General features: G+C 35.3%; 20 protein-coding genes. 10 read left to right on the forward strand and 10 right to left on the reverse strand.

Translation table 11 applies throughout. The features are described from left to right. The first annotated feature begins 263 nt into the window (after window positions 1–263). Window positions 264–2,270 (forward strand): thioredoxin domain-containing protein, encoded by a 2,007-nt coding sequence (locus H9650_RS03130; protein ID WP_151110984.1) that lies wholly within the window; start codon window positions 264–266, stop codon window positions 2,268–2,270. A 37-nt stretch (window positions 2,271–2,307) separates the two neighbouring features. Here the strand turns inward: H9650_RS03130 and H9650_RS03135 are convergent, their stop codons facing one another. Further along, the gene (locus tag H9650_RS03135) at window positions 2,308–2,505 is read right to left on the reverse strand and encodes a hypothetical protein (RefSeq protein WP_151110986.1); all 198 of its coding nucleotides are present in this window, start codon (window positions 2,503–2,505) and stop codon (window positions 2,308–2,310) included. 211 nt (window positions 2,506–2,716) lie between these two features. Here H9650_RS03135 and H9650_RS03140 point away from each other — a divergent pair, with 211 nt between their 5' ends. From H9650_RS03140 to menC, 4 genes are all read left to right on the forward strand, one after another. Further along, on the forward strand, window positions 2,717–2,863 hold the full coding sequence (locus tag H9650_RS03140; protein WP_154311328.1) for a hypothetical protein: 147 nt from the start codon (window positions 2,717–2,719) through the stop codon (window positions 2,861–2,863). 193 nt (window positions 2,864–3,056) lie between these two features. Next, on the forward strand, window positions 3,057–3,917 hold the full coding sequence (locus H9650_RS03145; protein WP_144537466.1) for a MurR/RpiR family transcriptional regulator: 861 nt from the start codon (window positions 3,057–3,059) through the stop codon (window positions 3,915–3,917). A gap of 73 nt (window positions 3,918–3,990) precedes the next feature. After that, window positions 3,991–4,278, forward strand: a complete 288-nt coding sequence (locus H9650_RS03150) for a hypothetical protein (RefSeq protein WP_151110988.1) — start codon at window positions 3,991–3,993, stop codon at window positions 4,276–4,278. A gap of 30 nt (window positions 4,279–4,308) precedes the next feature. Then, window positions 4,309–5,424, forward strand: coding sequence for an o-succinylbenzoate synthase (gene menC / locus H9650_RS03155; RefSeq protein ID WP_144537462.1), 1,116 nt, complete (start codon window positions 4,309–4,311; stop codon window positions 5,422–5,424). Window positions 5,425–5,624: 200 nt separating this feature from the next. Here menC and H9650_RS03160 read toward each other — a convergent pair whose 3' ends face one another. Continuing rightward, the gene (locus tag H9650_RS03160) at window positions 5,625–6,437 is read right to left on the reverse strand and encodes a hypothetical protein (RefSeq protein ID WP_151110990.1); all 813 of its coding nucleotides are present in this window, start codon (window positions 6,435–6,437) and stop codon (window positions 5,625–5,627) included. Window positions 6,438–6,783: 346 nt separating this feature from the next. After that, window positions 6,784–9,099, reverse strand: a complete 2,316-nt coding sequence (locus H9650_RS03165) for a 5'-nucleotidase C-terminal domain-containing protein (RefSeq protein ID WP_186318108.1) — start codon at window positions 9,097–9,099, stop codon at window positions 6,784–6,786. 222 nt (window positions 9,100–9,321) lie between these two features. Here H9650_RS03165 and H9650_RS03170 point away from each other — a divergent pair, with 222 nt between their 5' ends. Next, window positions 9,322–10,290 (forward strand): proline dehydrogenase family protein, encoded by a 969-nt coding sequence (locus H9650_RS03170; RefSeq protein ID WP_151110992.1) that lies wholly within the window; start codon window positions 9,322–9,324, stop codon window positions 10,288–10,290. Between the two features lie 86 nt (window positions 10,291–10,376). Here H9650_RS03170 and H9650_RS03175 read toward each other — a convergent pair whose 3' ends face one another. The 4 genes from H9650_RS03175 to H9650_RS03190 form a co-directional block, all read right to left on the reverse strand. Beyond that, window positions 10,377–11,342 (reverse strand): carbohydrate kinase family protein, encoded by a 966-nt coding sequence (locus tag H9650_RS03175; RefSeq protein WP_191696541.1) that lies wholly within the window; start codon window positions 11,340–11,342, stop codon window positions 10,377–10,379. A gap of 462 nt (window positions 11,343–11,804) precedes the next feature. Then, complete coding sequence (locus H9650_RS03180) at window positions 11,805–13,019, reverse strand: PepSY domain-containing protein (protein WP_151110996.1); 1,215 nt, start codon at window positions 13,017–13,019, stop codon at window positions 11,805–11,807. 42 nt (window positions 13,020–13,061) lie between these two features. Continuing rightward, complete coding sequence (locus H9650_RS03185; protein WP_151110998.1) at window positions 13,062–14,423, reverse strand: sensor histidine kinase; 1,362 nt, start codon at window positions 14,421–14,423, stop codon at window positions 13,062–13,064. Continuing rightward, window positions 14,413–15,120 (reverse strand): response regulator transcription factor, encoded by a 708-nt coding sequence (locus tag H9650_RS03190; protein ID WP_151111000.1) that lies wholly within the window; start codon window positions 15,118–15,120, stop codon window positions 14,413–14,415. Before H9650_RS03190 ends, H9650_RS03185 begins: the two co-directional genes overlap by 11 nt. 283 nt (window positions 15,121–15,403) lie before the next feature. On the opposite strand from H9650_RS03190, the gene H9650_RS03195 reads away from it, so the two are divergent. After that, window positions 15,404–16,003, forward strand: a complete 600-nt coding sequence (locus H9650_RS03195) for a transposase (protein WP_191696542.1) — start codon at window positions 15,404–15,406, stop codon at window positions 16,001–16,003. Between the two features lie 60 nt (window positions 16,004–16,063). On the opposite strand, the gene H9650_RS03200 is transcribed toward H9650_RS03195, so the two are convergent. Beyond that, window positions 16,064–17,140, reverse strand: coding sequence for a branched-chain amino acid aminotransferase (locus H9650_RS03200; RefSeq protein WP_191696543.1), 1,077 nt, complete (start codon window positions 17,138–17,140; stop codon window positions 16,064–16,066). A gap of 257 nt (window positions 17,141–17,397) precedes the next feature. Here H9650_RS03200 and H9650_RS03205 point away from each other — a divergent pair, with 257 nt between their 5' ends. Together H9650_RS03205 and H9650_RS03210 are read left to right on the forward strand one after the other, a co-directional pair. Then, window positions 17,398–19,044, forward strand: coding sequence for a hypothetical protein (locus tag H9650_RS03205; RefSeq protein WP_191696544.1), 1,647 nt, complete (start codon window positions 17,398–17,400; stop codon window positions 19,042–19,044). Window positions 19,045–19,108: 64 nt separating this feature from the next. Then, the gene (locus H9650_RS03210) at window positions 19,109–20,572 is read left to right on the forward strand and encodes an S-layer homology domain-containing protein (protein ID WP_225215870.1); all 1,464 of its coding nucleotides are present in this window, start codon (window positions 19,109–19,111) and stop codon (window positions 20,570–20,572) included. Window positions 20,573–20,714: 142 nt separating this feature from the next. Here H9650_RS03210 and H9650_RS03215 read toward each other — a convergent pair whose 3' ends face one another. Further along, window positions 20,715–22,058 (reverse strand): GntP family permease, encoded by a 1,344-nt coding sequence (locus H9650_RS03215; RefSeq protein ID WP_191696545.1) that lies wholly within the window; start codon window positions 22,056–22,058, stop codon window positions 20,715–20,717. A gap of 4 nt (window positions 22,059–22,062) precedes the next feature. Further along, a complete protein-coding gene (locus H9650_RS03220; protein WP_191696696.1) occupies window positions 22,063–23,199 on the reverse strand; it encodes a glycerate kinase in 1,137 nt (378 codons plus the stop codon). A gap of 128 nt (window positions 23,200–23,327) precedes the next feature. Here H9650_RS03220 and H9650_RS03225 point away from each other — a divergent pair, with 128 nt between their 5' ends. Further along, the gene (locus H9650_RS03225) at window positions 23,328–24,404 is read left to right on the forward strand and encodes a CdaR family transcriptional regulator (protein ID WP_191696546.1); all 1,077 of its coding nucleotides are present in this window, start codon (window positions 23,328–23,330) and stop codon (window positions 24,402–24,404) included. Window positions 24,405–24,428 lie beyond the last annotated feature (24 nt).

Below are 24,428 nucleotides of genomic sequence, written 5' to 3' on the forward strand. Positions count from 1 at the left end.
ATACACAATCCTTTTGTATTTATTACCTATTAGTTACTAAAATCTTATGTATATAAATCCCTTTACACTATATACATTCCACATTGTACCATTTAAAAAGACAAATAGAATATAATTATATTTATATATTTTTCTATACAAACTAGATGTTAACTCTGCTTTATATATAAGAAAATATAATACTAAAGCCATTGATAACTATTAAAAGATCAATTATTGGGTAAAGTACAAATAAATCATTCTTACAGAAGGAAGTTGATTTAATGCCTAATAATAAACCTAATAGACTAATCACTGAAAAATCTCCTTATTTACTGCAACATGCTTATAATCCAGTCGAATGGTTTACATGGAGCAAGGAGGCATTTGAAAAAGCACAACTAGAGAACAAGCCGGTCTTTGTTAGTATTGGATATAGTAGTTGTCATTGGTGTCACTTGATGGAACAAGAATCTTTTGTGGATCAAGAAATCGCCGACATTTTAAATAAGCATTTTATATCCATAAAGGTTGATCGAGAGGAACGCCCGGATATTGATTCTATTTATATGACCGTTTGCCAGATGCTAACTGGAGAAGGAGGATGGCCACTCCATGTCTTTTTAACACCTGAGCAAAAGCCCTTTTATGCAGGAACTTACTTTCCAAAGGAACAAAAGTACGGAAAACCCGGTTTGCTTGAATTGCTGCCACGATTACATAATGTATTTCAAAACGAATTTGAACATATAGAAGAGATTAGTGAAAAGCTCACTGCGGCACTTCAAGCTACCGAAAAGGAAATGGGTCAAGACAAAACTCTACCACCTTCTATATTTGAAACTGCGTTCAAACATTTATCGAGTATGTTTGATTCCCAATATGGCGGATTCGGAAAAGAGCCAAAGTTTCCCTCTCCTCTTCACCTGCTCTTTTTGATGAGATACTATGATACAACAAAGGATGCAGACGCTCTAAACATAGTAGAAACTACTTTAGATGGGATTGCTCGTGGTGGAATTTATGATCATCTCGGCTATGGATTTGCTAGATACTCTACAGATGAGGTTTGGCTTGTCCCTCACTTTGAAAAAATGTTATATGATCAAGCCTTACTTCTAATGGTTTATACAGAGGCGTACCAAATCACCAGAATCCCGCAATATGAAGAAATTGTTTATAATACGGTTAAATTTCTTAAAAGAGAAATGTTACATCCAAATGGTGCATTTTATTCTGCTTTTGATGCAGACAGTGAAGGTAAAGAAGGTACGTATTATACTTGGTCTTATCATGAAATAATGGAGGTCTTAGGAGGCGTGGAAGGCTTACTTTTTGCTAAGACCTATGATATTACGGAAGAAGGAAATTTCGAGGGCGAAAACATACCGAACCTGATTTATATCGATCCAGCTTCTATTCTAGAAGAGTTTAATATATCAGAGGATGAATGGGAGGAACGTATAGAGAATTCAAGGACCTTGCTATTAATGCAGCGTCAATCACGTGTCTCCCCTCATTTGGATGACAAAGTGATTACTTCTTGGAATGCGTTGATGATCGCTGCACTTGCAAAGGCAGGAGCCGTATTTACTAACTCTCCCTTTATCGAATTAGCAAAAGATGCACTTCAATTTATAGAATCCCATCTTATAAGGGAAGGCACACTATATGCAACATATCGAGAAGGCGAGACAAAGCATATCGCATATTTGGATGACTATGCTAATTTATTATGGGCATTTATCGAACTATATGAGGCTACAGGAAAAGAAAAATATATAGAAAAAGCTAAAAAAACAGCAATAATAATTACACAGCAATTTAAGGATGAAGTAAACGGAGGATTTTATTTTACAAGCAATAATGCCGAAAAACTATTGGTTCGAGAAAAAATCGTGATGGATCAGGTTATTCCTTCCGGAAACGGAACCGTTGCCTGGCAGTTATGGAAACTAGCAAAAATTACAGATGACATGGCTCTACTGAAAGAGGCTGAAAGAACAGTCACAACTTTTGCTGAGGAAATCACACTGTACCCTACCTCTCATCTTTCTTTACTAATTGGCTTTATGTCACAAAATAGTAATGGTAGACAAATAAAATTAAGCGGTCATCCATTTGGAGATATTACCACTCTCCTGCAGACAACATACAGACCATTTGATGTGTGGTCAATGAACGATTCGCCACAGGCCTTATCTGTGCAAATATGTCAAAACAATATTTGTCATCCACCTTTGACAGAGATCACAAAAATTGCTGAGGCACTTTCTTACGAGTCTTTATAACCTGGGCATGCTTAAATATTTGTTAAAAGAAATGACATTAAGAAATGTCTTTTCTTTTTTCCATATTAATATATGTTTCAATCAGTTTTACTTTTTCACTTAGTTCTAGTAAAGCTTGCATAATTTGTTGTTGTTCCGCCTTAGTCATACTCGTTTGAAATCCCATTTGTTCTACAGATTTTTCGACATGACTAATACTTTTATTCATTCCATGGACAAAATGTTTAACTGGCACGATTAACGCTCCCCTCTATTAATTTTATTTTACTATTTCATTTTATTTTTACAATTATCAGAATCATTTTTTTAACGTGATTATTACATTTTGTGATTTAATTCCTGCACATAATACAAATTTAAGCAATTTTTTATGGACAAAATATTTTTTTGGACTTTTTTCTTTTTTGAAAGAATATATTGAAGTAAAAGTTGAGAGGGGATAATAATTGCATTCAAATCCTGTTGATCCGAATGAAATGAAAAGAAGGCGAGATTTAGATGAGATCGCCTCTCTTAACATGGTTGGAGAAGGTTGTCCTGATTTTGACGCCGAAGAGGATAAAAAAAACGAGAAAAAAGAAAATACAAAATAATTTCAACCCACTAATAAGTGGGTTTTTTCGTTTTACGATTAAGCTATTATAAACAATTTACGTAATAATTACCATTTACCAAAAAGTAATTGTAATCAATGGAATATTATGATAAATTAAGCAATAATAGAAAATGAAGCTTCTACTTCAAAAAGGATCTCAAATAATGCCTTAACTTCAAAAGGAGAACAATGTGATATTACATAATCTGATTCGAGATAACTTCGTTAGTATGTCTAAAAGTCAAAAAAAGATGGCTACTTATGTACTAGATCATCCTAGGGATATTGCGCTTTGTTCCGCCGCCGAATTAGGTGGAAGAATAGGGATAAGTGAATCAACTGTTATACGATTTTCATATTCTCTTGGCTTTTCAGGCTATGTGGAGCTTCAAAAACGAATGCGAGAACATTTTTTTATAAATGAACCCACGACTAGCCCCTATCAGCACACAGAAATTGAGCTGTCTCAAGAAGATAGCTTTCATAAACAGGTTATGGAGAAAGATCGCCAATCCATCCTCACAACTATGGATCAAATAGATGCTGCTTCTTATTATGCAGCTGTTCAGCGCCTGTCAAAGGCTAAAGCAATATACGTTTTGGGTCTACGTACTTCATATCCAGCAGCGAATTGGCTTTCCTTTTCTTTAGGGCTAGTAAAAGAAAATGTTCACTTTATAAGACCAGATACTGAAGATGTGATTAGAACTGTCTCCCAGATGAACTCGAATTCAGTTGTCATCATTATATCGTTTCATCGTTATTTGAAGGAAACACTTCAAATTGCTGAGCTTGTCAAAAAACAAAAGGCTTATGTTATTGGTATCAGTGATTCTATGCTCGCTCCTATTCATGAATTTAGCGACGTATTATTTCCTGTGTTTTCTCAAAATAAATCGACCTTTGATGCAGTAGCCCCCTTATTTTCATTTATGAATGCTATCGTTTCTGGGTTAATTGTGGAGCAAAAGGATGCCTTCAAAAATAGGCAGATTATGTATCAAAGTATTCCGAGTCATTTTCTTTTTGAAAGTACTGACGAGGATTCATAAAATTACATGGAATATCAATGAAACAGTTATGAAAAAGTGGTAGATTAAGAGTGAGAAAGTGGAGGATAATTGGATGTCGGAAAATAAAACTTTTAAACAACCATTTCAAATTGCCATTACAGAACATAATTATCCAGTATTAATTGAACCTTGTTTATTTATTCCGACAGAGGAAGCATATGAGGTGCCAATTCCTCAACTGATACAGGAAATGCGGGTTACCGAGCCTGATTTAGCATTAAAGTGGAATCTGCAAATTAGAAAAATTATTCAAACTTTATTTATAGAGGATTACTCTATTATTGCAGTTCGAAAAACCAATGAGCCGGTGAATTATTATCAGTTTATTAAAAAATCCTGAAGTACCTCCAAACAAAGGAGCCATATAAAATTGATCATTCAACAAATAACGTTACATCATCTGAATATGAATATGAAAACCCCTTTTGTCACTAGCTTTGGTAGTGTTCAGGAGAAGCCTTTCCTACTCGTTGAAGTCATGGATAAAGAGGGAAATATCGGCTGGGGTGAGACGACTGCCTTCCAAGCGCCTTGGTATAACGAGGAAACCTTTCAAACCAATTTACATATCATAAAAGATTTTTTAATCCCTTTAGTGTTAAATAAACAAATAAACCACCCTGACGAAGTATCTGCCATATTCTCTCCTATAAGAAAAAACAATATGGCAAAGGCCGGTATAGAGGGAGCCATTTGGGACCTTTACGCAAAAAGAAATCACTTAACACTTTCCGAGGCACTCGGTGGTTCAGTTAAAAAAATTGAAGTAGGAGTAAGTATTGGTTTACAAAAGAGCACAGAGCAGCTATTAAACGTAGTCCGTCGTTACATACATGAAGGTTATAAACGTATTAAAGTCAAAATAAAACCTGGACAAGATGTCAATTTAATAGCAGCTCTAAGAGAAGCTTTCCCAAATATACCTTTAATGGCCGATGCTAATTCAGCTTATACACTTAAAGACATCTCATTATTAAAAGAGCTCGACCAATATAATCTATTAATGATAGAGCAACCACTAGATTACGATGATATTGTAGACCACGCTAAGCTACAGAATGAAATACAAACTCCCATCTGCTTGGATGAAAGTATTCTCTCACTAGAGGATGTTAAAAAAGCAGTAGAATTAGGCAGCGCTAAAGTTATTAATATTAAAATAGGTCGTGTTGGCGGACTGACAGAAGCGAAAAAAATACATGACTATTGCATGGAAAAAAATATACCTGTTTGGTGTGGAGGTATGCTAGAAGCCGGTATCGGTAGGGCACACAACATTGCGCTTACAACCTTACCAAACTTTACTCTTCCAGGAGATACATCTAGTTCTTCCCGTTATTGGGATGAGGATATTATTAGTCCAGAGGTTATTGCTAAAGATGGATACATTACTGCCCCGACTGGATACGGAATAGGCTATGAACCGAATATGGAGACTATAAAAAAATTCACAATAGACCGTTGGATATTTAAATCAGCATATTAAGAAATCAAGTTAGTAAACAATTAAACGACCATCTACTATAGCTTTTTCTATAGAGGCTCGCTGTAGATAAAAAGAAAGCATATACTTTACTAAAAGGGTTGTAAGTGCCAAGCTACACTTACAACCCTTTTATAAATTTTATTCTGTTTAAGCTATCAAATTACAACTTTAGCAAGTAAGGGAGATCACTTTATTAAAGCCTATAGTTGCTTAGAGAAAGTTTGATCTGGGAGATCATTTTTTACATTTTCCTCTAAAGCATTTACTTTATTCACTATGTCCTTTTGTAAAGCATTGTTTTCCACATTGTCTAATTTGCTCGCTAGTACTTTAAGTTTCTCAATTTTTTTCCATGCCTTCGCTACATTACCTTCATCCAGCTCTTTTTCAGCTTGGACTAGTCCTGTATAAATGGACAATGGTAAAGCTAGCTTTCCCCTTGCTTCTTCTGCAGGTGCTTTATAGTTAGCGATCAGGGTACTTCTATTTTCTTCACCGGTCGTTTTATAAAAAATAGCCGTGCCATATTTTAATTCCTTAGATAGCAGATGATAATTTTCTGCAAGGACTGGCCAATCTAATTTTGCCTCTGCTGTATTAATGTTTGCTAACAGTGGCAAAATAGTATTTTTACCATAAGCGTCTGCTACTGCAAAAGTAACTCCTGAAACTTCTGGCATATTTGGTTTCACATGTTCCCTATCCTGATGGGCCACTCCCGCATTTCCTTTACTTCTATCAATTTTTTTATCCTGTACATTACTGACGTTATCAACATTATTGTTCCACTGGCCACGTTTCTGCTCTAATCCGTCTCTACGCTCATCTTTCTGCTGTTCCCTTTTCTCCATCATTTGATGAGATTTATATCCGTTTTTTGAATGTCCCTTATCTTTACTAGGGCCACCGTGATCTCCTGGTCCTCCATGTGCACTGCCAACTAAAGGTCCTCCTAAAATTGTAGCTGATAGAAGGGCTGTTGCAGCTGTTGCTTTTATACCTGTTTTCTTCATAAGAAAACGCCTCCTCTTTCTTTTGGAAAGTAAGCACTCGCTTCGACTTGAAGCTGGAAGTTAGATATACACCTAAGTGTAAATATCAGGTGCCTAATCTTTAAAATACCCCGCATAATTCTTACTAAACGGTTGTAAAATCATTGTTAATCAACTGTTATGAAAGAGAAGGTTCTGACATAATATTACGAACAAATAAAAAAGAAGTGAATTTTAGAGTAATAGAAATCCATTTCCGACCACACATACAATATATTTGTTTATTTTTTACGTTATGTTGGAAATAAGTGTGCATATAAAAACCCCCTATCTATTTTAAAAAGATAAGGGGTTTAAAGGATTTATTTTATTTTTTTACATCAACAATTCTACCTTCAATTTCTGTAGGTATTTTAACAAGAGACTCTAATTGTTCACGTAGGTTTTCCCAATCCGAAAGACCTAAATCAGTTACTTTACCAGCTTCGTAGATTTTCTTAAACACATCATAGCTATCTCCACCTTTAGCGGTGAACGCATTTGTGGCAACTACATATGTCTCATTATCCTTAATATCTACTAATTTACCATCTGCTCCATAGTATTGAATGGAAACGACTCTCTCTCCAGCAGGTTTAGAAGAATCAAATGTTACCTTACCACCTGCCACATGTAAGAATCCGCCATTTTCCTTTGGATAGGTTTTGAAGCTAATCTCAAATGCTGCTTTTAAGTCAGCACCACTGATTTCCATTGTAGCTAGTGTATTACCGAAAGGAAGAACAGTAATTACATCACCAACTGTGATTGGTCCCGCTTTGATTTCTGAGCGTATACCTCCGCCATTTTGAAGCGCCATAATTACTTTATTATCATACTTTTTAGCTTTAGCTAGCATACCATCTGTAATGATATTACCTAAAATTGTTTCGTTTTTACGTACGCTTGGCTGTGAATCATCTTCGCTTACTCGAGGATTTTCTAAATCCTTCTCCGTAGATACACCAATTTCTTTTGATTCAATTTCTTTTACTTTAGTTGAGTACTTTTCAAAAAGCTTTAGGGCTTCCTCATCATCTTTTTGATCTTTAATTGGAATTAACTCACCTTCATGAGCAATTACTTTACCTTCTTTATCAAAGTCTACCTCTAAAGTTCCTAGGAAATCACTATATTGATAAGCTTGCACAATAACAGTAGGATCCTTTTCAGCACCTTTACTATCTTTACTTACAACTACAGGCTTTTTCAGCTCTGTATGGCTATGTCCACCAACTATTACATCAATTCCAGTAACTGCAGCTGCTAGCATTAAGTCATTATCTACTGCCGGGTTGTCATCATAACCAATATGAGTGACAGCCATAACCTTATTAATTCCTTGCTTTTCGAACTCATCAACCATAGTTTGAGCTGCTTTAATGTAGTCAGTGAATTTTACTTTTTCTGGACTTGAGATACCTTCTGTTTCAGCAGTAGTTAAACCGAAGATACCAACTTTTTGACCGTTTATTTCTTTTACAATACCGCTGTAGATTTGTCCATTTTTAGGATCATCTGATACTTTTACATTAAATAACCCTTTGAACAAATCATCTTGTGAGAAGTCCACATTTGAACTAACAAACGGAAAATTAGATTTTTCGATAAACTCTTTTAATGCTTTATGTCCTTCTGTAGAAGTTCCTAAATCAAATTCATGATTACCAAATGTCATCACATCATATTTCATTAGATTCATAAATTCTAAATCTGCTTGGCCTTTAAATTCATTGAAGTAAAGCGTTCCAGAGAATACATCCCCTGCATCTATAAGTAGAGCGTCTTTGTGAGAAGCTCTATACTCCTTTACTGCAGTGACTCGCTTTGGTGCTTTCTCCACATGACCATGAGTATCATTTACATGCATTAGAGATAGAGAAAAATCTGCGTCAACTTGAGAATTTAAGCTGTGTACCATCTCCAAAAGCTGGTTAACCGCTGGTAGATCCTTTTCATTCGGGAGTTTCTCTAGAAGTGGCTGGATTGTTGCAATCACTTTGTTTGCTTCATCCTGTTTTCCTGCAGAAAGTAGGGCTTCAGCTTGGTTAACTTTCATAAATACAGTTACAGGAACCATCAATTCATTTCTTACTTCGTTAGCTGGATCTTTATATTGAGTTAGTAATAGATGACGAGCGTCTCTTCCTGTAAAGCGGTATAAGATAGCAGTTCTAGTTTTTAATTGAGCAGATAGCTTATGGTAACCTTTTTCGATCTTAGCCCAGTCTTTGTTAGCTTCTGCTGCTTCAATTTCATTCATAATCGGTGTTAAATATTTGTCAGCATAGTTATACGCATCGATATACGGAATAAGTCCTTTTGTTACACGTTCATAATATAAATCGTCTAAGCTTTTTAGAAGTGCTGCTTTATTCTTTACATTAGATTTGTTAATTTCGTTTTTAGCTTTTTGATAATTTGCTTTTGCTTTATTTAATATAGGGTATAATTCTTTGCTCGTTGCCAATTTGCCTGCTTGAGCAGGTGTCGAATAAGAATAAGAAGCTTGTTTGATATCTTTTCTTGCGTTGTCAATCACCTGTTGGATAGATGTACTTGCGAAGGAAATACTAGATGCAGAAAATAATGATGTCGCCACAATTGCAGCTACCGCCGTTTTTTTGATCGTCTTGTTCTTCATGTCTTACCTCCTAGTTTATCTAATATATGATCTGTCAAAATATTCATATACTACTAAAAGTTATCGTAATTCAATAGATTTAGCAAGATGTTTTCAAATATTTATAATATCTTAATAATTCATCATTTTTCTTGTTAATTCCCTGTCGACTCACGCTAATTTTTACGAATGAAAGTGATTTATGTTATAATTAGTTATCCCAATAGAGATAGGAGTATTATCATGTTAAAAGATATTTTTATGACATTATCAGAAAACAAAGCATTAAACGGAGCAGCTAAAAAATATGGTTTAAAAATGGGTGCTCAACATGTTGTAGCAGGAACGAATATCGAAGAAACAATGCAAAGTATTAAAAAACTTAATGCTCAAGGTATCTCTTGTACGGTAGATAATTTAGGGGAGTTTGTTTTTGAAAAAGAAGAAGCTTTAGAAGCAAAAGCTCAAATTATCGCTGTTATTGAAGCAATTGAAGAACATCAGGTTGATGCTCATATTTCATTAAAACCCTCTCAATTAGGGCTAGATATAGATTATGATTTTGCATTACAAAACTTAAAAGATATCGCAGCAGTAGCAAAAAAATACGATACATTTATTAATATCGATATGGAATCTAACAAACATTTACAACCTTCCTTTGATATCCTAGACGAATTGTCTAAGGAATTTGATAACGTAGGTACAGTAATTCAAGCATACTTCTTCCGAGCTGCTGAAGATATTCAAAAGTATAAAAACTTCCGACTTCGAATCGTAAAAGGTGCTTATAAAGAACCAGCAGATGTAGCCTACCAAACAAAAGAAGAAATCGATAAAAATTACATTGAATTAATTGAATGGCATTTATTGAATGGTAAATTCACTTCAATCGCAACACATGATCATAATGTGATTAACCATATTAAACAATTTATCAAAGACAACAATATTTCATATGACAAATTTGAATTCCAAATGCTATATGGTTTCCGCACGGATATGCAACTAGAGCTTGCTAAAGAAGGTTATAACTTCTGCACATACGTTCCTTTCGGTAAAGACTGGTATGGATACTTCATGCGTCGCCTTGCAGAACGACCAGCGAACATGAACCTTGTCGTAAAACAAGTTTTCAACAAAAAAACAAATACAATCCTTGGTATTGCAGCTGGTGCATTTGCCATCGGAAGACTAACAAAAAGAAAATAGTAAACAAAAAAACTGCACTACCAACAGGTAGTGCAGTTTTTTTCGTTAATAGCATGAAGATAATTCAAAAATATTTTATTTCTTAATTATATTTTATGGTTTGCCTCTTGGAACTGAGTAATATCCTTTAAATCTGGAAGAGCAGGTATGCCACCTCTCTTAGTAGCAGCTAATGCTCCTGCAGCATTTGCAAAGAGCACACTAGATTTTAGACCTTCTATATTCATTTCTTCAATAGGAGATTTCTCTAAAATTTTGTATAACAATGCTCCGAAGAATGCATCACCGGATCCGGTTGTATCAATAGCTCTCACTACATAAGGTGGAATAATTTCAGTTTTATCCTTATATCTAAAAAAGCATCCATTTTCTCCAAGAGTTACAAAAATTAATGAGATTCCGTAGTTTCTATATAATGTTTCTGTTCCCTCTTTATAGTCAGATGAATCGGTTAAAAAAAGAAGCTCTTCTTCAGATACTTTTAATATATCCGCAAAGTATAAGCTATCGGAGATTATTTTCTTCGCTTCTTTCAAATCCTCCCACAGGTTTTCACGTAAATTGGGGTCATAAGAAATAAGTAATCCTTTATCTTTAGCATATTGAATTGCACTAAGAGTGGCTTGCCTTGCAGGTTCATTAGTCATTGAAACAGAACCAAAATGAAATAATTTGGCTCTGTCTATTAATTTGTAGTTCACTTCTTTTTCCTCCAAAGTAATATCTGCACCTGGTTTTCGATAAAAACTGAAAGAGCGATCTCCATTAGGCTGCAGATGAACAAAAGCCAAAGTGGTGTTCACTTCGTCAGTTATAGCTAGTCCAGTTGTATCTACTTTATAGGAATCTAAAGTTTCCTTTAGAAATTTTCCGAATTCGTCTGCACCTACTTTACTGATGAAGGACGTTGTTAATCCAAGCTTACTCAGCATAACTAGTACATTTGCTGGTGCTCCGCCCGGATTTCTTTCAAATAAAATATTCCCATTTTCGGATTTACCATAAGGAGTGAAGTCGATTAATATTTCACCTAATGCTACTACGTCATACATTTGTCTTTCACCTCTATTAATATTGTAAGCTAAAATTATTCAGTACTTTTATTTAGATTATTTATTCAAAACAATTTTTCCATATTGCTCCTATATTGTCCATTTATTTTAAACTAGGAATAAAAGCGAAATCAAATAGAGGTCCGATCATACAAATTGTATACTCTCTAGGCAATTATCTTTAGACATAATAAAAACATCTCATTCTACGGGGATGGTAGAATGAGATGTTTTTCCTTGTTATCGCTCAAGGGTATATTTAAATCGCCGTAATTTTTTACCTTCGTTACTTCCACATCGTTTTATCGCTCGTGTGTAAAAAGTATCCCCTATTATGCTTAGTTGGTGAAAAAGCTCCTTCAAAACTTGTTCAACAACTTATATTAATTTTGCTATAAGTTCATCATATAGGAACTAAATGAGAATACACAGAGAGTTTTATTAGAAATTGATGAGAATTAATTACTCCCATGTCACAGAAAGAATTTTTCCAGAAATCGCATGCACCTGAATCGTTGCTTTCGTTTTCTTATCCTTACTATCCTTTGACTCACCATCTGTAGACGCTGTTTGCATTACTATTAAATAGTAACCGCCTTCGTTTGTTTTTATAAAGGAATTACTTTCAACTGTACCCTTATGTTGTTGCTGTGCTATTTTTGTTGCTTGCTCAGCTGTGATCAAAACAGTAGCTGGCTTCTCTGGTTTTAGTTCTTCAGGCTTTTTAGACTCACTTTGAGTAGTGCTTGTAGTGGAAGATTTAGAGTCATCCTCTTCTTTTTTTACTTCCTCTTTTTTTGCCTCTTCTGCTTTGGTCGTTTCTGTTTTACTAGTCTCAGTTTTAACGGATTCCACTTTACCAGACTCCGTTTTATTACTCTCTGTCTTCGAAGTTTCAGTCTTAGAAACTTCATTTTTTACAGGTTCTGATTTTGATGAATCTGTTTTGATACCATCGATTTTAGTAGAGTCTGTTTTTACTTCTGTTTTTGTGTCATCCGCTTTTGCAACGTTTTCTTTGACGGTGTCTTTTTTAACTTCCTCTACTTTAGTATTTTCAGTTTTCAAGGCATCCTTTATTGCATTTTTAATCACTTCTGTTATCGGCTTATCAACTTTAGTATCGTTAGTCTTTTCCTCAATCTTAGAAGTTGCAGAAATACTAGACTTGATTAACTTAATCTCAGTTGCTTGGGCAGTTTCTACTTTATTTATAGAGTTTTTATTGTTTTCTTTTATTTCAATTTGCGTGATTGGACTCATTTCTACCACAATATTATTATTGTTTTCTATTTGTCGAATATTGCTAGTCAATGGGTATTCCATTACTTCAAAAGTATCGTCAAATGTAGCACTTTGTGTTTTACCTGCATAATAAGCTGAATCCTCAATCATATATTCAGTAGTTTGCTCCAATGAATACACGTCACCGTTTTCAGGGTTAATCTCAACTAAATAAACTGTCCCGCTTTTCATAATAAGTGCTTTATACACATCTTCTTTTAATGTTATATCTGTTACCTCTGCACCATATAATTGCTCTAGCTGGGAACGAACTTCACTTTCTGATATAGAATTTCTGTTCGATTGGGTGACATTCAACAAGAACCCAGTGCCCACAATAACTGTCACTGATACAAAAATCAATGAGTACTTTTTGATTTTAGTAAATTTCATTCATGCTTTCCCTCCCCCCAATTCTATTTTAAAAGACAAACATTAAAAATTGATGAGAATTGGAGATTTTGGAATAAAAATATAAATTGTAGTACCAAATCCAACTGTGCTATCTATTTCCAATTTTATAGATAGTCGATTTGCTATCTCTTTAGCAATAGATAGTCCCAGACCCGTTCCCCCAGTTTTCCTATTTCTAGCCTCATCCACTCGGTAAAAACGATCAAAAATATAATTAATATCTTTTTTAGGAATTCCATTACCGTAGTCCAGAATCGCAACCACTGTATTTTCCTCATCCTCTGATATTGTTGTTTTTATTTCCTTTTCACTATATTTTCTAGCGTTATCCAGAATAATAAAAAGAAGTTGCGTTAGCTGCTCCATATCTGTGTTTACATAAATTGGTCCCTCACCTTTTAGGATAAAGTTTCGATTATAAGCTGTACGCATAGATTGTAGAGTGCTTTCAACAAGTTCGTATAAATCAATTGTTTCTGTTTTTTGTGTTTGCTGACCATTCCCCTTGGCTAATACAAGCATTTGAGTAATCATCTCTTTCATTCTGGCCGTTTCATTAATAATCGCATTCACTGATTCCTCAGCTATCGCTTTATTCTTAAAGCCATGTCGAGACAATAGCTTCGCATAACTCTCTATGACAGTTAGAGGCGTTTTTAATTCATGAGAGGCATCAGACACAAATTGCTCCTGCTTGTTGTAGTTTTCCTCTAACTGCTCCATCATTTCATTAAAGGCAATGCCCATCTGTGTCATTTCATCTTTACGGTTTTTACTTAACTCTATTTTTTGATATTTTCCTGATAGTCTACTTTGAGACATCGTATTGATCAATTTGTTAATAGGCTTCGTAATGATGTTTCCCAAAGCGACACTTGAAATAGTCATAAGCAGCATCCCTATTAATGTCACACTGATTAAAGTCCATCGTAGAAAGTCCAAGTTTTTATCCACTTCAATAAGCTGTTTCATAGTTTGTACTTCGACTACTTCACCATTCGCCCAAATTACCGGCTTTATAATCGTAAGAACCGGAACACCATGAAAATAACCTGAGGTATATCGTTCTCCCTCTTGTAATTCTGGAAAATATTCATTCATCTCTTCGATAGATTCTACAAATACAATGGGGGTTTTTTCACTATTGAAAACCCTAATACCCCCATTTGGTGGAATAAAAGCTCTCAGAATTGTAGCCGGGTCATCATCTACTCCCATCTTACTGAGAGCTGAGACTAGCTCGTCCACGTCACTATTCAATTGATTGTATTCAGTGTCGAATGCCATTTGTTCATATATAAAATAGATTCCTACATTCATTAAGCCTAAAATAATTAACGTCAAAAAAGTTGAGAATAAATGAATCTTAACTTTAAGCTTCATTTCTCAGCTCCTTTAAAACATATCCAACGCCTCTTACCGTATGAATGTAAGAGAGGCGATCGTTTTCCTCTAATTTTTTTCTCACATATCTTATGTAAACATCCACTATATTCGTATCACCATAATAATCAAATCCCCATACCGCATCCAACAGTTGTTCCCTTGTTAACACTTGGTTAGGATGCTTCATTAGATACAGCAACAAATCATATTCGCGCGGAGTCAGATTTACCTGATCCCCTTCATTAGTAATCTCTCTAGTTTGCTCGTTTAAAACGATAGAATGAAAGACATGAACATTCTCCTGCTTAACGGGTATAGGGAGAGAGGACTTGTTGAAGCGAATGGCAGAGCGCACTCGCGCAAGTAATTCTTCAATTTCAAAAGGTTTCGTCACATAATCATTCGCTCCTAAATCCAAACCCTTTACTTTGTCTTCTAGGCCGCTCTTTGCTGTCAACAAAATAACTGGAGTATTAGCCTCAGTCGCTCTTATGCGTCTTAAAACATCTAGCCCATTTAAGCCAGGTAACATCAAATCTAGCAACACAAGATCCCATGCTTGCTCTCTATATTTTATAAGGCCATCTGTACCTGTATAAGCAATCTCTACAGAATAACCCTCGAATTCCAGCTCCAACTGAAGAACACGCGCAATATTTTCCTCATCTTCTATAATTAATACATTCTCTTTCATACGCACCCCTCCTCTTTATACCTATTTTAACACAATCTACTACAACCTATTTAAGCAACCAAAACAAACATTACGAGAGTATTACTGGTGCCTGGCACCAGTAATACTCTCGTAATAAAGCTACTTTATAATATTTTAGGCTATAATTTAGCGACAAAATAGGAATTCAAACGACTTTTTACAACAAAAATCAAATTATTATGAATATTGCATAATTTAAGTCATTGAAGAACTGAGAGCTTTATAGTATGTTAGTTTAAAAGGACAGATGGAGGGAAATGTAATGGGTAGAATAAGGAGAATTTGGCAGCCTGAGCTTTATTATCATGTGACAATGAGAGGGAATAATCGTCAGAATATCTTCTTAAATGAGGGCGATGTATCTCTCTTTTTTAGAGCTTTACAACGTACATATAAAAAATCAAAATTTACTATTGTTGCTTATTGCATTATGAACAATCATTATCACCTTTTAATACGCTCCCCTGAAACACCACTTTCGGATGTGATGTTATCCATTAACAAGACCTACTCTGAATACTTTAAACGAAAATATAATTACTTTGGACAACTTTACGAAACAAGATTTTTTTCCAGTATGGTTTCTGATCCCATTGGATTATTAAATGTTAGTAGTTATATTCACCAAAACCCACTTACAACTTCTAAAGCTATGGCTAGTAGAATGGAATATTATCCTTATAGCTCCTTTGCCTTTTACTTTTACAATAAGAAAAGTGACTATCCTTTTGTAAACACCGAACTACTCCCCTCTTTGATAGCAAAATATCCAGAAATCAAAGAAGAAAACTATGTAGCTTATTGTGAAAACTTTCGTACTAGACAGGACTTGCATTTTAGTTACGAGATGAATTTTAATTGATATAATTCAAACTTAAGAGAGCCATAAAAAAATCGCTCCTAATTTTAGGAGCGATACTTATTACTGCTTTAGTTCAACGACCCATCCAAATGGATCTTCAATAGTGCCATGTTGTATACCTGTCAAAGTATCATATAGTTTCTTAGATATCTCGCCAGTTTCTCCATTATTCACATAGAATAATTCGCCCTTCCAACGTAACTCACCAATAGGAGAAATAACTGCTGCAGTCCCGGTACCAAATGCCTCATCTAGCTTACCGTCTAAATAAGCTTCGCGTATTTCCTCCATAGACACCTTACGTTCTGTTACTGGCACTCCCCAATATTTTAATAATTCAATAATGGATTTTCTAGTAATACCATCTAAAATAGAACCATTCAATGATGGAGTAACAACCTCTCCATCTATTTTAAAGAACACATTCATGCTTCCTACTTCTTCAATATACTTACGTTCAATTCCGTCTAACCATAGAACTTGTGAATAGCCCTCTCTGTCAGCCACTTCCTGCGCTTTTAAGCTTGATGCATAGTTTCCAGCTGTTTTAGCCATTCCTGTTCCACCTGCAACAGCACGAACATATTCACTTTCTACCAATATCTTAACAGGATGAATACCTTCTTTATAATAAGAACCGACTGGCGACATAATGATCATAAAGCTGTACGTTTTAGAAGCGGAAACACCCAAATGAGCCTCCGTTGCAATCATGAATGGTCGAATATATAGAGAGGTTCCTGGCTCAGTTGGAATCCACTCCTTATCAATCTCTAGCAATTCTTTTAATGCTTCCAAAGCAAAATCTTCATCTATTTGAGGCATGCTCAATCTGTCACATGAACTATTCATTCGTTTCATATTTTGTTCGGGGCGAAACAGTCTGACTACTCCATCCTCCGATAAATATGCCTTCATTCCTTCAAATACAGTTTGCCCATAATGTAAGATCGTAGCTGAAGGATCTAACGTAAGCGGTTGATAAGGGACAATACGGTGATCATGCCATCCACTTCCTGCCGTATAGTCCGCAATAAACATATGATCTGTAAATTTCGTACCAAAGGCAAGTTGACTAGCTGGCGTTTTTTCGTTCTTCATTTCATTTTCAGTGATTCTAATTTTTACACTATTCATGACGTATTTCCCCAATCGATTAAATATTTTGTAAATTGCGACTTTTATAGATGTGCAATATATTATATGCAATTATACTCCTTTTATTAAATTTGAAAATACCTTTTTATAAAATTTTCAAAACATTTTGTGGATTTTTTAGAAATATTTATTTTCCTCCTATGATTAATTAAATTGAAGCTTTGCTGTCTAAATATCCCCTTCTTTAATCCGATAGATAAAGTATATGAAAATACCAAAAGATAGGAGGTAAATATGTGTTTAGAAATACTTTATACATATTAAGCTTATTACTTTTAATAAGCACCATTTTTTCGTCCACTCCTGCTAAAGCATCATCGATGGTAAGCGGCGTGTTCGTCAAAACAATTTATGAAGAGGTCATACTAGCTGACAATACAACAGAGAAAAAATTGACTCACATAATTTTAATGAATCAAAACGGGAAAGAAATAACGTTAAGTATAGACAAATATACCCCTCTATACATGGACTCAACCCCTACCTCTATTGGCGCCTTTAAGGAAGGTGTATGGGTCGAAGCAGAGCTTCAGGGAAACAAAATAATAGAACTGAACGGTCTAGTTCAAATTGAGCAAGATTCACCTGACAAGAGTGACTTTGAAGCCATTGGTCAAAGTCTTACAGGTACTATAAACGAAATAGACAAAAGCGGAAAATTTATCTCAATAAATTTAAAAGACAAAAAATCAACCAGGTTCTATTTAGATTCTGAAACAGAATTATTTAAAGACAATAAAATAGTAGATTTAAGTATTTTATATGTCGGAGATCGAGTGAAACTCCAAACATCCGAATATGACAATTCTATTTTATCCTCCATTGAAATTACTAAAGATGGTGTCAAGGTAGAAAATATATATAAAGGTGTCATTCAACAAATTGACTCCAAACAAAATAAGCTAGTCATTAAAGATGAGAAAGCATTTATTAATTGGACTTGGAGCAACACTAACGGCAATGCTATAAATTCAAAGAGTTTTACAGATAAGACACCAATCTTTCTTGGTACTAAAAAAATTGATAAAAGCCAACTACGTAATTATCGAAACAACGAGATTTACTATGTGACAGTGAAGCAATCTGGAAAAGAAGTAATCCAAAAAATGATTATTAAAAAGACAAATGAGCGAACACTTCACGAGAATTTGAATGCAGTAGATACGAAAAACAAGACAATAAAATTATCCGCTTCTGGAAACATTCCATATCATAGTGGAACAATTATTATTAGAAATGGCCGATTAGTGGATCCTATTGCACTTCAGCCTAGTGGAAAAGCTTTTGTCATTTCCAATGGAGCTTCTTCTAATCAATATGCTAATGTCATCCATATAACAAACGACGGTTTCCAAAGCGCTAACTTAGCTGATCATCAATTGTATTTTGGACAAATTAGTTATACGAATCAATATCATCTTTCATTAAATAATACTCAAATGCTTTCTAATAATTATTGGTACTCAACAGGGAACGCTAACTTCAGCTTCAGCAATGATACAGTAGTAACGGAGGATTCTAATACCTCTACAAAAGATTTTACTTATAGTACGGGGAAAAATGCTTACTTCTACGTGAAGGATAACCATATTGTTGCGGCTAAAATAGTTGGTTATACTACACCGGACACATCCGTTTCCATTGGTAGATTAAATAATTTATACAACTTTAATAATTGGGACCACCGGCTTAGTCTAAAAGATGTAAGTGAATGGCTATACGGCGATTGGCTTGCTGCCTCTCAGCGGAACTATATAGATTTCACTAACACTATGTTCATAAAAGAAGGAAAAGTGATAAAAGCAGAGGATATTAAAAGAAATGATCGACTTTATATGATCCACAGCAGCTATTACCAGGCAAAAATTATTTTAGTAGACTAACAACTTGGAGGGTATGAAGTTTCATACCCTCCATTACATACAGAAAGAGGTAAATGAAATTAAAATGAAAAATCAATTAATGAAAAAGACAATTATTCCCTTAATGGCTATATTTTTTATACTAATTTTAGGCGTAAATGGAGCGAGTGCAAAGCTTCTAGATTTTAACGGTGGCGTTTTAGGTGAATATTCCTATGAAGAATATGTCTTTCTAACTGGAAAACCTCTTAAATTCTCAGGAACTGCAACTGTTACCGAAAAAGAAAATAAAAATCAAGTTACTACAACCTATAAATTTAACTTAACAAGTAACGACTTAGGTGTAACCCATAAACTAACAAGAAATATAGTGTATGTATCTCAGTTAAAAAATCATGTATCAAAAGGACAAACTACTTCTAGTACTACTGTAAAAAGTTACACTGAAAAAATTACAATGGCAGATAAAACCACTTATACCTTGGATCATTATAAGTTTTCTAAAGGATCTGTGATTGATAACCGACCTGCAATTGATTACTATTCAGGTACGATTATTGCCAATAAAATATATAAACGCAATAAAAAAAATGTAAAAGTAGCAACTAATGATCTTATAACTGTAAATATTAATGGTCATGATTTAGGATATAAAAACTTTTGGGGATCAACGGATACTCAACTTATTGACCATGAAATTGAAAGTCCTGAAGGAACAATATTTGTTACCAGCAAGGTTTCTGACAATAAATCAAAAATTTTAGAATATGAACCTAATCTCCCTTTCTTATCAAGTTTTACTGGAGGACATTCTGTCATTAGTAACTCTAGTACGGTTGCAGAGTATGATTATGAAATTTCTCTTAAGAGTAGCAACACAACAGGTACTGTTTCATTAAATAATGAGAACACCCCTACCGTGGAAAGATTGATTGTCCCTAAATTCCGAGATATCGAAAAACATTGGTCCAAACCAAATATAGAGAAACTTTATTCTTTAGGTATTTTCGATGAATCAAGTAACTTTTTCTCTCCTGACGCAGCAATGAAAAAGGATCTCTTTACTGTGGCAGTAGCAAAAGCAGTAGACTTACGTGTTCTAGAAGAAAAACCAAAGAATAAGAAAAATGTAAAAAAAGCGCTCTTTACAGATTTAGATGTTAAAGATCCCAACTACGTCTATATCGAAAGTGCTTTGAATAAAGAAATTGTGAGTCCGGTGAACGCTGACATTTTTGGTGCAAATAAATCCATCACTAGAGCTGAAGCAGTAACTATTATTGTACGCTCTCTTGGTTTGGAAGGACGCGCTCCAACTCCTGGCTATACAACGAAATTTATCGATGATAACAAAATACCGAAAGCTGCAAAAGATAGTATCTATGTAGCAAGTGAATTAGGATTAATCGATCCTGATAAAAAGAATCGTATTAACCCTAACGAAGTTCTTACTCGAGGAAAAGCTTCACAATTGCTCGTTCGTTACATGAATTTCCTTGAATCTGACTTAAAACAAAACTATCGCGACGACATGATGAACTTCAAGTAAATCTCAAAACCCCATCTAAGCACTGGCAAGCAGTGTCTAAATGGGGTTTTTACTTTGCAATTTTTTATTTTACAGGGTGTATTATGTTACAGGTGCCAGGCACCTGTAACATAATAGTCAGCATATCAACCTCTTAAATGACTTACACAAATATGAACCAAAGAATTGCTGTGACGATGATAGTGGTAATACCTTGCAGTAGTGTCGCCATTGTTTGAGCCTTGTAAGCATCTGTAACTTTCATACCGCTAAATTGTGTCACTACCCAGAAATAGCTATCATTGACATGACTGACTGTCATTGCACCTGCTCCTACTGCCATTACGACTAATGCAAGTGGCAATGCTCCCTCTATTCCTAAAGTTGGAAGCATTGGGGCTACTAAAGATGATGTAATAACAAGCGCCGCTGTAGAGGAGCCTTGAGCAGTTTTCAAAGCTGCCGCAATTAGGAATGGTACTAACAGGAATAATGCTCCATTTGCCAGAACTCCTAAATCCATTTCTTGCAGTAATTCTGCTACCCCCGAGTTTTTAATAACAGTACCAAATGCTCCACCAGCTCCTGTGATTAATAGAATCGGTGCTGCCTCTTTTAAACTTTCGCCGATCCAGCCCGACAACGTTTTTTCGCTAATTTCTGGTAACAATAGAAAAGATGTAAACACACCAAACAACAGAGCTACTGTCGGTGAACCTAGGAATCTAAGGAAATTCGTCCATCCTGACTCATCCCCAACTAATGCAGCTACTGACCCGATCCCTATTAATAATATAGGCAAGACGATTGGCAAGAAAGATTTAAATGTAGAAGGCATTTTCCCAAAAGACTTAATAACCTCTTCATAATCTAGCGCCTCTTCATGGTCAGCAGGTACATCAATTTTTGTACCTACCTTCACAGCCCATAAGTACCCAACAATAGTAGCTGGAATTGCAACAAACAAACCAACCAAAATAATCGTACCTAAATAATCTGTTGCCCCAATGTTACCTGCCGCAGCGATAGGACCGGGTGTAGGAGGAACTAATGTATGAGTCGCATAAAGACCTGTAGATAAAGCGACTGCCATTGAAGCTACCTTGACCTTAGCACGTTTTGCTAATGATTTTTTTAAGCTTGATAGAATAATAAAACCAGAATCACAAAATACAGGAATTGAAACAATAAAGCCTATGATTGACATAGCGAGCTGTGGTCGTTTTTCACCTAAAATACGAAGGACAACCTCTGCCATCCGATATGCTGCACCAGACTTTTCTAGGATAACTCCAATAATTGTTCCCGCAACAATTACAATACCAATACTTGTCATCAACCCGCCAAAACCACTGTTTACGTTCTCTACCACTGTTAGCAATGGCATACCAGAGGCAATTCCTACAAAGAAAGCACTGATTAATAAAGCTAAAAAAGGGTGGAGCTTAAAAATGGCTGTAGCAACAACAACAAAAATTACCCCTAACAATATAACTAAAAACAACATCTTCCTACACCTCTTTCTTTAGGATAGCTTGCATTATTTCCTTCGTTTTTGCCTTCAAATGATGAACCGGATTTTCCATAGATTCATCTACACTTACGGAATCGTCTACTATACTCACAAGCTTATAAAAGTAGGATGACAGTTCACCTTTATCTTCATCCTCTATGAAGCCTGAGACTAATATAACGGGAATTCCTCTTTTATTTGCAGCTTTAGCAATACCCATTGGTGCTTTTCCAGATAGAGTTTGTTGATCTGTTTTTCCTTCACCTGTAATAATAAAATCAGCACCCTCTATTTGATTTTCAAAATGAATGGCTTCCATAACCACCTCAATACCAGGTTTCAAATGGACAGGAAAAAATGCAAGAAATGCACCTCCAAGTCCTCCAGCTGCACCAGCACCAGGTGTATGATGCACATGAATACCTGTTACTTCAGCAATTTTGTCTGCCAGAACATGTAAATTCGCATCCAAATGACTGATTATATCAGGGGTCACGCCTTTTTGGGGACCAAAGACAGCAGTTGCTCCATTAGCACCTATCAAAGGATTGTCTACATCACAAGCCAATATAAACTGGGAACCTTGCAATCTTTCGTCCAATCCACTAATATCAATTTCTTCTATGTCCCCAAGATAGCCCCCTCCATCAGGGATTATCTCTTTTACTTTATTCTTAAATCTCATCCCTAATGCACGAAGCATTCCTACCCCGCCATCATTGGTTGCACTTCCACCTATCCCAATGATGAATTTTCTAAATCCTTGATCGAGAGCATGACGAATAAGCTCGCCAGTTCCATAGGTAGATGTCTCTAGCGGATTTTTTTCCTGTTCAGTTAAAAGAGTAAGACCTGAAGCTCTTGCCATTTCTATGACACAGGTTTCTTCATCTCCTAAAACGCCATACAATGCCTGTATAGGTCTTCCTAACGGGTCGCTTACAGTAGCATTCACAAAACGTCCCTTAGTTGCAAAAATAAGAGGTTCTAATGTCCCCTCTCCACCATCTGCTACAGGGAGTAATACAGTTTCAACAGTTGGGTTAATCTGATTAATAGTTTCTACAATGGCTCTTGCAACTTCAGTTGCAGACAAGGAACCCTTGTAAGAATCAGGGCTAACAACAATTTTAATAAGATCTCCTCCTTCAAAGTGAAGCGCTTACAAAAATTATAGTGCAAAGGAAAAGTCATTGCATTATACTTAAAGTATAAATTATCTGTATTATAACAGAAGTTTTTTTATACATTGAGGTGAATCCTTTGATAACCAAACAATTAGCCGAGCAAATTGTCCAACAGACTATGCTTCGTCTTCACCGAAACATTAATATCATGCAAACTAATGGAGTCATTCTTGCCTCTGGAGACAAGATGAGAGTTAACCGAATTCATGAAGGAGCAATTGAAGTAGCCCGAACTAAGTCTCCTCTATGGATTACAAAAGATAATAATCACCTTTTTCCTAGAACAAAGCCAGGCATTAATTTGCCTATATTTTTTCAGGAGGATTTAGTTGGAGTCATGGGAGTCACTGGAGAGCCACAAGAGATTGAAGAAATCTCAAAACTCGTTCAACTCACAACAGAAATGATGGTTCATCAAGCCTTAATCGTTTCAGAAAGAGAGTGGAAGCGGAAAATTCAAGAATTGGTATTTGAAGAATTGATGAGTGGACAGCCTATCCAGAAGTATTTACAGGAACGACTAAATAAAATTGGCTTTCAAAATAAAGCTCCATTTTATGCTATGATGCTTGAGGTTGATCCTGAGTCTTCCTCCTATCAAAATATTATAGAGGAGATAGAGTTTTATTTAGAAACTGACTCCATTTTAGTAGGACATTATCAGGCGAGTGAGCATTTTATTTTAATATCTGGGTTAGATCAAGAAACGTTTTCCCGTAAGGTTTCTTTACTAGCTGATAAATTGACTAAATATTATTCTATTTCTTTAGGTTTGGGAAGAGAAGTTGCCAACCTAGAACAGGTTCATTATGCATACCATACTGCTAAGCTTGCTCATCAGTATGGTAATCCTAATAAACCAATCGTTTCCTTTGAGGAAGTAGAAATATATTCTCTTTTCAAAAGTAAGGAAGCCTTTGAGATTCAAACGTATACAGAAAGACTACTTCAACACCTTGACTCGAAGTTACAGCTAACTTTACAAAAATATTTCGAAAGCAATCTGCAACTAGGTATTTGCGCGGAAGACCTAGGAATTCATCGCCATACACTTACCTATCGATTAAACAAAATAGCCCATTTGACAGGCTATAATCCTAATAACTTTCAGGATGCCATAGCACTCCAACTAGCCCTATTATTAAAAGACTAACCTTAGACTTTATGCACACAAAAA

Origin of the sequence: Psychrobacillus faecigallinarum, assembly GCF_014836595.1 — a bacterium.
In the GTDB taxonomy this organism is placed as follows: Bacteria; Bacillota; Bacilli; order Bacillales_A; family Planococcaceae; genus Psychrobacillus; species Psychrobacillus faecigallinarum.